Below are 9416 nucleotides of genomic sequence, written 5' to 3'. Positions count from 1 at the left end.
TAGTGCTGGTTACTAACCAATACCAGTAGAGGCCCCCACCGTGAACCTGCTCCATATCGATTCCAGCATCCTCGGCGACTATTCGGTCAGCCGGAAAGTCTCCGCCGCCGCGGTCGCTGCGATCGTCGCCGCCAATCCCGGCGCGAAGGTGACCTACCGCGACCTGGACGCACGGCCCGCGCCGCATCAGTCGGGGGCGCTGATGGCCGCCCGCGGTCTCGATCCCGCCGCCCGCAGCCCCGACCAGGCCCGCGACGTAGCGGAAGTCGACGCCATCCTCGACGAGTTCCTCGCGGCCGACGTCGTGGTGATCGGAGTCCCGATGTACAATTTCGGCATCCCCAGCCAACTGAAGAGCTGGATCGACCACCTGGCCGTGGCCGGGAAGACCTTCCGCTACTCGGAGAGCGGGGTCGAAGGCCTGGCCGGCGGCAAGCGGATCATCATCGCCTCCTCGCGCGGCGGCTTCTACGGCGCCGGCAGCCCGGCCGCCTTCCTGCAGCACCAGGAGAGCTACCTGCGCGGCTTCTTCGGCTTCATCGGCGTGCCGGACATCGAGGTGGTCAGCGCCGAGGGCGTGAACATCAGCCCCGATCACAAGCAGAAGGCGCTCGAGGGCGCGGTAAGCCAGGCCGCGAGCCTGGGCCGGGCCCTGGAGGCGGCCTAGACTCTAGCTTGGGCCGCGTCGAACGGGTGGACCGGCTACCGCTTCACCCTGACGCCCCTTAAGGAACCGGACGCCTCAGGTGGTCGACGCCTGAGGCGATCGCCCGGCTGGGCCGGCCGTCGATGACGGCGTCGAACCGGACACGCTCCGGCGACCAGTCCTTCTCGCCCACGCGCCAGCTACCGTCCGGCAGACGGGTGAGCGGCGTCACATCGTCGACGAACAGGGCCTCGCCCTGGGCGGTGACCCGCAGGTTGCCGTGCCATGGATCGTCGCACCCGTAGAAGCCGGTGAGCGCTGCCAGCGCTGGCGGGGTCCTGGGGCTGAAGGCCGCGACCGGCCGGTCGCCGACGGCGCGGACGAATTCCACCCCGTTCCACCAGGCCCGCACCACCGCCCTGTCCGTGCGGCGGAACACCAGCGGATGGGCCGTGGCCTCCGGCGCGGTCGAGATGAAGGCGTCCTGCTCGTAGGGCTCAAGGGTTAGGACCTCGTCGCCGATCCGGGCGGAGATCCCGCGCCCGGCCGCGGAGACCGTCAGGGCGGGGCCGTCCCGGCTGACGAAACGTCCGAGATAGGCGTCGACCCTCGGCCCCTTGGGCGGCGCGGGCGCCGGGGCGGCCTTGGGGCCGCCCTCCACCACCTCGCGCAGCCTGGCGCAGGCGAAGGCGGTGATGTCCCGTGGGCGATAGGGCACCAAGCCCACGTTGGTGCTGGCGAAGGCGCCGACCCCGGCCTGGGGATCGACGTGCAGGGCGGAGTTGTAGGCGAGCATGCCGCCGGTGTGGTGCAGCAGCTTGCGGCCGCCCACCTCGACCACCGCCAGGCCGTTGGCGTACTGCGGCGCCCCCGTCGCCGCCCAGCCGGGCGCTTCGATGGTAGCCCTGGTGAACCGCGCGGCGCCCGCGTCCGACAGGATAGGCGCGCCCCTGCCCTGCCCCGCCGCGACCAGCCAGCGGCAGTAGAGCGCCATGTCGTGGGCCGTGGAGGCGACGCAGCCCGCGCCCTGGGTCACGTCGGTCCAGGGCCCCGGACCCAGGGGTCCCGCCACCGGATAGGGCCGGTCGCCATAGAGCGCCGAATAGCCCTGGGCGTAGCTTGCCCGGTCGCCGGTCAGGATCGAGCCCTTGGTGGCGCTCATGCCGAGCGGCCCCAGGATCCGCAGTCGGATCACCTCCGCCAGCGGCTTGCCCTCCAGGCGCTCGACGATGGTCCCCAGCATCAGGAACCCCAGGTTGGAATAGGACCACTGGCTCCCCGGCTCGAAGCCGCGCCACAGCCGCCCGTCGCCGCCCCGAGGGAACAGCGGCGCGTCGTCCGGCAGGCCGGAGGAGTGGTTCAGCAGGTTCTGCACCGAGATCCAGGCGCCCGCGGGCAAGGGCGCGCCGGGCAGCAGGGTCGCGATGTCCTGGTCAAGGGTGAGCTTGCCCGCCTCCATCAGGTGGAAGATGCAAAGAGCGGTGAACGACTTGGAGATCGAGCCGATCTCGAAGAGGTGCTCGGGCGTCACCGGCGCCTTGCGTCCCACGTCCGCATAGCCGAACCGCATGAAGGCGGTGGTTTCCCCCGGGGCGACCGCGCAGACCGTCAGGCCCGGAAGGCCATAGGCGGCCATGTGCTGGGCGGCGTAGGCGCGGATGTCCTCGATCGCCGGGGCGAAGCGGCCAGCGCCCTGGCCCTCGACAACCACGGCTCCCGCAGGCTCGGCCCCGGCCGCCGCCGCGCCGCCGGCGGCGGCGAGGCCCGCGCCGGCCAGCCCAAGGCCCATCACCGCGCGCCGATGCATGTCCATTGCCCGAAATCCCCCGTGGCCAACTGAGCCGCGCAGGAAGGATGCTCAGCCGCCGGGCCGGCGCGCAAGGCGCCCCGCGCGGGTCAGGTGCGGAAGGTGGCGGTGAGCTGACGGCCGTTGCGCTCGATGGTCACCTGCCACACAGGCGCCGGTGCGACCACCGCGCTGGTCAGGTCGGTGACGCTCTTGATGTCGCGCCCGTTGACCGCCCGGATGATGTCGCCGGGCTGCACGCCGACCTGCTGCGCGACGCCCGCGGCGGTCTTGGTCACGAGGACGCCCGCGCGGCCGAACGGGTCGATGCCAACCTCCTCGGCGACGGCGGGCGACAGGTTGACCACCGTGGCGCCCTGGAAGGGGTTGCGCCCGTCGATCACCTTCTCGTCGCGGGCCGGAGTCGCGGGCGCGGCCTCGGCCGCGACGCTGAGCGCGCGCTCGGCCTTGTCGCGGCGGACGCTGACCCGGACCGTTTCGCCCGGCCGGTGGTTCCCGACGGCATAGTTGAGCGCGGCCGCGTCGACCACCGGCTCGCCGTCCACGGAGGTGACCACGTCGCCCTGCTTGACGCCGGCCCTCGCCGCCGCCCCGCCCGGCCAGACATCCGCCACCACCGCGCCGGAGGGCGTCGCCAGGCCCATGGTCTTGGCGATTTCCGGCGTCACGCTCTGCAGCCGCGCGCCGAACCAGGGCCGAACCACGGTGTGGCCGCCGTTCATGGCGGTCTCGACCACCCTGCGCACGACCGCGGCGGGGATCGCGAAGCCGATGCCGGAGGACTGGCCCGACTGGGAATAGATGAAGCTGTTCACTCCGATCAGGTCGCCGTCCATGCCCACCAGCGCCCCGCCGGAGTTGCCCGGGTTGATCGCCGCGTCGGTCTGGATGTAGGCGCCGGCGTCCCCGTCCGGATTGGCGGTGCGGTTCTTGGCCGAGATGATGCCGTTGGTGACCGTCTGGCCGACGCCGAAGGGGTCGCCGATGGCCAGCACCAGGTCGCCCACCTCGATGTCGCTGCGGTCGCCGATCGCCATGGTCGGCAGCTTCTCACCGGCCGGCAGGTCGATCTTCAGGATCGCCAGGTCTGTGCGCGCGTCGGCCAGCAGCACCTTGGCCTGGAACTCGCGCCGGTCGGCCAGGGACACCGTGATGTCGGTGCCGTGCTCGATCACGTGGTTGTTTGTGACGATCACCCCGTCGGCGCGGACGATGACGCCGGAGCCCAGCGAGCCCTCGATGCGGTTGCGCGGGGCGCCGATGCCGAACATCTGCCAGAACGGATCCTGTTGGCGGACGGTGCGCTTCGAGGAGATGTTCACCACCGCCGGGGCGGCGCGCTTCACCACCGTGGCGAAGGATTGCTTCATGGCCGTGGCGCTGGCGGGAACCACACGGCCTGCGTCGGGCAGGGTCGGCTCGGCGCGCGCGGCGGCAAGCGGCGCGGCGGAGGCCAGCAGGGCCAGGGTCGGGATCAGGAGGCGTTGGGCGCGCATGGTCGCTCCGAGCATAGACATCCGGCGCAGTTCCGCGAAGTTTTCTGGCGCTTTGATGGCGAGGCTTGCCTACTCCGCCGGCGCGGCCGCGACCTTGGCGGGCGCATGCCCCACGCGCACCGCCAGCATGAAGGCGCTGAGCAGCAGCCCCGCGGCGATGAAGATCGGCAGGCCCGGCGCATGCAGCGAGGCGTCGTGGCTCACCGCCCAGGCAAAGGTCAGGCCGAAGACCATGGGGCCGGTCACCGAGGCGATCCCCTGGAGGCTCTGGTTGGCGCCCTGGAGCTGGCCCTGCTCCTGCGGTCCCACCCGCCGGGTCATCAGGCCCTGCAGGCCGGGCTGCAGGAAGCTCATCAGGGCGAAGACCGGCGCCGAGCCGATATAGGCCCAGCCGTTGGGCGCGAGGCCATAAAGCGTGAAGCCGGCCGCGCCCCCGAGGGTCCCGAGCAGCAGCGCCCCGCGCTCGCCGATCCGGGCCACCACCGGCCCCACGAAGAAGGTCTGCACGACGACCCCCAGAATTCCGGTGAGCATCATGGTCAGGCCGACCATGTCCGAGCCCCAGTGGTACCGGAAGCCGGCGTAGAGCACGAAGATCGAGGGCAGCACGGTGTGGGCCAACTGGAAGAGGAAGCCCACCGTGGCCAGGCCGAGGAGTTCGCCATGCTCCCTGAGGAACGCCAGCGACCCCAGCGGATTGGCCCGCGCCCAGTTGAACCGGGTCACCCGGCGCTCCGGCGGCAGGGATTCCGGCAGCACAAAGAGGCCGTAGAGCCAGTTGATGGCGGTCAGGCCCGCCGCCACCAGGAACGGCAGGCGCAGGGCGAAGTCGCCCAGGTAGCCGTGCATGAACTCGCCGGCCAGGAAGCCGCCGAGCACGGGGCCCACCAGGAATCCGAAGCTGAAGGCCGAGCCCATCCAGCCGAACGCCTTGGCCCGGTCCTTGGGCTCCGTGACGTCGGCCACGTAGGCGTTGGCGGTCGAGAAGCTGGCGGCCGTCATGCCGTTGATGACCCGGCCTACGAACAGCCAGGCGAGGTTCGGCGCGAAGGCCATGAACAGGAAGTCGATCGCCAGTCCACCCAGCGAGATCAGCAGCACCGGCCGCCGGCCGATGCGGTCCGACAGTATGCCCAGGATCGGCCCGCAGAAGAGCTGCATGGTTCCCCAGGTCACCGAGAACAGCACGTTCCAGACAGAGGCCGTCGCGGTGTCGCCGCCGACCAGGTGCTTGATCAGGTTCGGCAGCACCGGGATCATGATCCCGAACGAGACCGCGTTCATCAGCGCGGCGGCGAAGACGAACCGGAACGCGGCCTGGCGGCTGGACCGGGTCGGGGCGACGGTGGGCGGCTGATCCATGGCGGTCTCTCCCTCGGCGACCTTGAAACGAAGCAGGAACTCACGCAACCGGGTTATCCCAGCAGGTCTCCCACGGCGACGATCTGTGCGCGCCAGAAGTCGGCCAGCCGCGCCAGCAGCACCGGGTCGGGGAAGCCGTGACGCGCCGCGCCGGCGGGCACGCGGTCGAAGCCGCGATGCTCGACGCTGACGCGGGTCTCATCGCCGACGGCCTCGAAGCGGACCTCAACCTCTGTGTGAAGATCGGGTGGGAAGTTCGCCTGTCGCCACGAGAAAACTATTCGGTGCGGTGGCTCCCAGACGCTGATCCGGCCGATCTCGAACACCTTGCCGCCGGCCCGCGTCTCGATCAGCCGTCCGCCCTGGCCGGGCTCGTCGCCTTCAAATTCGAACGACAGGACGCCGGGCCGCGGCGTGGTCTGGAACAGCGGACTCGACCGCCACCAGACGCCGATCTCGCCGACGAAGGCCTCGAACGCCCGCCGCGGCGAGGCCTTCACCCGCAGGGCCACATAGACCTTGGAGGTCACGTGTCTTTCTCGATGTGGGCCTTGAAGGCGACGAGCTGCTCGCTCCAGAGCCGCTCGGCGTCCTCCAGCCAGCGCAGCAGATGAACCATGGGTTCGGGCCTCAGGGCATAGATGCGCACGCGCGCGTCGAAGGCCGGATGGGACTCTTCCACCAGGCCGCTCTGCCGCAGGGTGCGCAGGTGGCGGCTCATGGCCGGCGGCGTCAGGTCCAACTCCCGCGCCAGGTCGCCGGCGGCCCGCGGCCCGTGGCTCAACAGATCGACCGCGCGGCGGCGATGCGGATCGGCCAGGGCCGCCAGGGTGCGGTCCAGCTCCGCGGCGGCGGCCGGCGCGCTCATACCCAGCCCGTGATCTTCAGCCCGCTGGCCGCCTCGGCTTCCTCGCGAGTGACCGTCTCGACGGTCTGGGCGACGGTCCAGATGTGGCCCTCGGGGTCGCGGCAGCGGTAGGTGCGGTCGCCGTAGAACTGGGTCGCCGGCTCGACCATGATCTCGGCTCCGGCGGCCCGGGCGCGCTCGCAGTGGGCGTCGAGGTCGGTCTCGATCTGGATGTGGACGGTCTGGGTGTTCTTGCCGCCGATCGACTTGGGGCTCTTGTGGTCGGCGCTCCACTCGCTGCCGACCATCACCACGGCGTTCCCGAAGCGCATCTCGGAGTGGGCCAGGACGCCCTCCCCGTCCTCGATCAGCATCGAGACCTCGAAGCCGAACGCCTGCTCCAGCCATTTGAGCGCGGCCTTCGGGTCCACATAGCAGACCGCCGACATCAACGGCGCGCGCCAGTCAGCCATGGCCGGCCTCCCTCAGCGAGGTCGCGAGTTTCAGGCCGCTGGCCTTTTCCATGTCTTCCAAGCTGGGCGCCGCGACCGGCTGGGCGAAGTTCCAGACGTGGCCCTCCGGGTCCATCGCCCGATAGGTGCGCTCTCCATAGAACTCGTCATGGGGCTCCTGAGTGATCCGCGCGCCGGCGGCCCGGGCCCGCTCGCAGTGGGCGTCGATGCCCTCGGCGAGATGCACGCGAATGAACTGGGTGCCGCGCCCTTCTATCTCCAGCGGGCTGACCATGCGCGCGTCGCCGATGATTTCGCCGGAGAACTCCGGATTGATGCTCACCACGCCGCCGTTGAAGCTCATCTCCGAATAGCCGACGCGGCCCGATGGCTCGGTCACCAGGGTCGTGGTCTCGAAGCCGAACGCCGCCTCCAGCCATTTCAGGGCGGCCAGCGGATCCCGGTAGAAGGCGGTGGGGTGGAAGATGGGACCGTCGGCCATGGCGCGCCTCCTTGCATCAGACGACAATATTTAACTCATATCGTAACTAACTCGTCAAGCCGGCCGGCGGGGCCGCTGTTTGGCGGAGATCGACTTCACGAGGCTGCGGGACGGCGCGGTCGGATCGATGGGGGTGGCCTTGGCCAGGGCCTGGGCCATCAGCGCCTGGACGCCGGGCTCGTCGAGCACGGCCAGGTTGGGCAGCTTCAGGCTGCGCACCTGCGCCCCCTCGCCGTCCAGCAAGCCATCCGGGTCGTCCAGCTCCGCGCCTCGATAGAAGAAGAGTCGCACCCATTTCGGAAAGGCGGCGATGGAGAACACCACATCGGCCAGCCTGTCGGTGGCCCCGTAGCCGATCGCGAGCGCATTGTAGTTGTCGTAGACCATCTCCACCGCGCCCGGCAGGCGGCGGCGCATCTCGGCGCGGGCCGCGCGGATATCGGCGGCCACGCCGTCGGAGAACTTGGCGATGAAGCTCTCGATCTGGGCTTCGGCGTCCATCACCGAAGCCTGCGCCCGAAAAGCTCAGTTCGCCAGGGCGGGCGCCAGGTCGGCCAGGCGCCCGTCGTTCGGCTCCGGCGTCACCCCGATCAGGGCCGCCAGCAGCGGGTAGACGTCGACGTTGTCGAACGCCGGCTGCGCCGCGCCGTGCTTGAAGGCCGGGCCATGAGCCACGAACAGGGCCGCCATCTGCGGATCGGAGGGGTCATAGCCGTGCTCCCCTTTCGGCGTGGGGTAGCCGCTGTGAGCGGCCTCAATGATCCAGCCGACTTCGGCCAGGCAGACAAACGGCGGCACGCGCGGGTTGTGGCCGTAATGGAAGCGCTCCGGTATTTCGGCCTTCTTCCAGCAGGTCATGTGGTCATGGGGCTTGAGCAGCGCCTGGGCCACCTCATCCTCATGACCGGCTTCGGCCCGCACGCCCGCCATGGCGCCCTGGGACACGGCGTGGAAATCCGCCGCCGGCATCAGGTCCGTGAGATAGGTTTCCCGTTCGTGCGAGGTGGCGGCCATGCCGTGATCGGCGACGACGACCATATTGGTGGTCTCCAACAGGCCACGCTTCCCCAAGCCGCGCAGCAGTAGGCCCAGGGCGGCGTCGGTCTCCACGAGGGCGTTGTCGACGAGATCGGAGTCCGGTCCGCCGGCGTGGCCGGCGCTGTCCACGGCGTTGAAATAGAGGGTGATGAATCTCGGCCGCTCGGCCGCCGGCCGGTCGAGCCAGGTCAACACCTGCTCCACCCGCGCCACGCTCGGCACGGTCTTGTCGAACAACCGCCAGTCGTGCGGCTGCACGCCTCGGATCGGCGCGTCGGAGCCGGGCCAGAACATGGTGGCGGTCCTCACCCCCTGTTTTTCGGCGGTGACCCACAAGGGCTCGGCCTGGTCCCACCAGATCGGATCGTGGACGACGTCAGGCCGGTTGAGCCTGAAGACCACGCCGGGACGGGCGGCGTCCTCCATGGTGTTGTCGACGATGCCGTGGCGGTCTGGCCTGAGCCCGGTCACCAGGGTGTAGTGGTTGGGGAATGTGATGCTGGGGAACGAGGGTCGCATGGCCATGGCGCGCACGCCGTCGGCGGCCATGGCGGCCAGCGCGGGCGTCTTGCCGCGCTGCAGATAGTCGGCGCGGAAGCCGTCGATGGAGACGAGGATGGTGAGCGGCGCAGGCTTCGGCGCCTGGGCGGACGCGGGCTGGGCGAGGACGCCCAGAACGAGGGCGGCGGCGAGGAACAGCGGGCGCAGGAGTCGGGTCATGCCACCAGCTTAGCCGCTATCTCCGTCAGTTCGAGGACAGCCGCGCAACAAAAACCCCGGAGGGTCGCTCCGGGGCTTTCGAATTCAGCTTGTCGGCGGGTCGGCTCAGTCGCCGTAGGTCTCGGCGACCGGACCGCTGTCCTTGCCCTTTTCGGACGGATCGCGGTCGACGAACTCGATGACCGCCATGGCCGCGTTGTCGCCGTGGCGGAAGCCCGCCTTCAGCACGCGGATGTAGCCGCCGTTACGTTCCGCGTAGCGCGGGCCCAGCACGGCGAACAGCTTGCCGACCTGCTCGACGTCGCGCACCGCGCTGATCGCCTGGCGGCGGGCATGCAGGTCGCCGCGCTTGCCCAGCGTCACCAGCTTCTCGACGAAGGGGCGAAGCTCCTTGGCCTTCGGCAGCGTGGTCACGATCTGCTCGTGCTTGATCAGGCTGGCCGCCATGTTGGCGAACATGGCGGTGCGGTGGGCGGACGTCCGTCCCAGTTTGCGGTGCGCGGAACCGTGACGCATCTGTTGTATCTCCTGGGCCGACTGGCCCAC

General features: G+C 70.1%; 11 protein-coding genes. 1 reads left to right on the top strand and 10 read right to left on the bottom strand.

Annotation, left to right across the window (positions count from 1 at the left end; translation table 11 throughout):
• The first annotated feature begins 40 nt into the window (after positions 1–40).
• Positions 41–667 carry an FMN-dependent NADH-azoreductase gene (locus VNW53_RS01950; RefSeq protein WP_325553268.1) on the top strand — a complete coding sequence of 209 codons (627 nt, stop codon included), beginning with the start codon at positions 41–43 and terminating at the stop codon, positions 665–667.
• 58 nt (positions 668–725) lie between these two features.
• Here VNW53_RS01950 and VNW53_RS01945 read toward each other — a convergent pair whose 3' ends face one another.
• From VNW53_RS01945 to rplQ, 10 genes are all read right to left on the bottom strand, one after another.
• Positions 726–2459, bottom strand: coding sequence for a serine hydrolase domain-containing protein (locus VNW53_RS01945; RefSeq protein WP_325553266.1), 1734 nt, complete (start codon positions 2457–2459; stop codon positions 726–728).
• An 83-nt stretch (positions 2460–2542) separates the two neighbouring features.
• Positions 2543–3949, bottom strand: a complete 1407-nt coding sequence (locus VNW53_RS01940; RefSeq protein ID WP_325553265.1) for a Do family serine endopeptidase — start codon at positions 3947–3949, stop codon at positions 2543–2545.
• A gap of 69 nt (positions 3950–4018) precedes the next feature.
• Complete coding sequence (locus tag VNW53_RS01935) at positions 4019–5359, bottom strand: TCR/Tet family MFS transporter (protein ID WP_325553263.1); 1341 nt, start codon at positions 5357–5359, stop codon at positions 4019–4021.
• A gap of 5 nt (positions 5360–5364) precedes the next feature.
• Positions 5365–5841 (bottom strand): SRPBCC family protein, encoded by a 477-nt coding sequence (locus VNW53_RS01930; protein ID WP_325553261.1) that lies wholly within the window; start codon positions 5839–5841, stop codon positions 5365–5367.
• Entirely contained in the window at positions 5838–6179 is a 342-nt protein-coding gene (locus VNW53_RS01925) for a metalloregulator ArsR/SmtB family transcription factor (protein WP_325553260.1), read from the bottom strand. The genes VNW53_RS01930 and VNW53_RS01925 overlap by 4 nt, the downstream gene beginning before the upstream one ends.
• Positions 6176–6631, bottom strand: a complete 456-nt coding sequence (locus tag VNW53_RS01920; RefSeq protein ID WP_325553259.1) for a VOC family protein — start codon at positions 6629–6631, stop codon at positions 6176–6178. The genes VNW53_RS01925 and VNW53_RS01920 overlap by 4 nt, the downstream gene beginning before the upstream one ends.
• Complete coding sequence (locus VNW53_RS01915; RefSeq protein WP_325553258.1) at positions 6624–7112, bottom strand: VOC family protein; 489 nt, start codon at positions 7110–7112, stop codon at positions 6624–6626. Before VNW53_RS01915 ends, VNW53_RS01920 begins: the two co-directional genes overlap by 8 nt.
• A gap of 54 nt (positions 7113–7166) precedes the next feature.
• On the bottom strand, positions 7167–7613 hold the full coding sequence (locus VNW53_RS01910) for a DUF1801 domain-containing protein (RefSeq protein ID WP_325553257.1): 447 nt from the start codon (positions 7611–7613) through the stop codon (positions 7167–7169).
• Positions 7614–7637: 24 nt separating this feature from the next.
• Positions 7638–8870 carry an ectonucleotide pyrophosphatase/phosphodiesterase gene (locus VNW53_RS01905; RefSeq protein WP_325553255.1) on the bottom strand — a complete coding sequence of 411 codons (1233 nt, stop codon included), beginning with the start codon at positions 8868–8870 and terminating at the stop codon, positions 7638–7640.
• 105 nt (positions 8871–8975) lie between these two features.
• Positions 8976–9386, bottom strand: coding sequence for a 50S ribosomal protein L17 (rplQ, locus tag VNW53_RS01900; protein ID WP_325553253.1), 411 nt, complete (start codon positions 9384–9386; stop codon positions 8976–8978).
• Between the last annotated feature and the right edge of the window lie 30 nt (positions 9387–9416).

The sequence above is a fragment of the Phenylobacterium sp. genome, assembly GCF_035569475.1.
GTDB lineage: Bacteria > Pseudomonadota > Alphaproteobacteria > Caulobacterales > Caulobacteraceae > Phenylobacterium.
The sequence above is the reverse complement of the archived record's forward strand: the minus strand, read 5'-3'. Positions and strand labels throughout refer to the sequence as shown.

Excerpts from the sequence above, each read along its gene's own strand:
- VNW53_RS01945 (WP_325553266.1), bottom strand. The coding sequence starts at position 2,459 with ATGGACATGCATCGGCGCGCGGTGATGGGCCTTGGGCTGGCCGGCGCG.
- VNW53_RS01940 (WP_325553265.1), bottom strand. The coding sequence starts at position 3,949 with ATGCGCGCCCAACGCCTCCTGATCCCGACCCTGGCCCTGCTGGCCTCC.
- VNW53_RS01925 (WP_325553260.1), bottom strand. The coding sequence starts at position 6,179 with ATGAGCGCGCCGGCCGCCGCCGCGGAGCTGGACCGCACCCTGGCGGCC.
- VNW53_RS01920 (WP_325553259.1), bottom strand. The coding sequence starts at position 6,631 with ATGGCTGACTGGCGCGCGCCGTTGATGTCGGCGGTCTGCTATGTGGAC.
- VNW53_RS01915 (WP_325553258.1), bottom strand. The coding sequence starts at position 7,112 with ATGGCCGACGGTCCCATCTTCCACCCCACCGCCTTCTACCGGGATCCG.
- VNW53_RS01910 (WP_325553257.1), bottom strand. The coding sequence starts at position 7,613 with ATGGACGCCGAAGCCCAGATCGAGAGCTTCATCGCCAAGTTCTCCGAC.
- VNW53_RS01905 (WP_325553255.1), bottom strand. The coding sequence starts at position 8,870 with ATGACCCGACTCCTGCGCCCGCTGTTCCTCGCCGCCGCCCTCGTTCTG.
- rplQ (WP_325553253.1), bottom strand. The coding sequence starts at position 9,386 with ATGCGTCACGGTTCCGCGCACCGCAAACTGGGACGGACGTCCGCCCAC.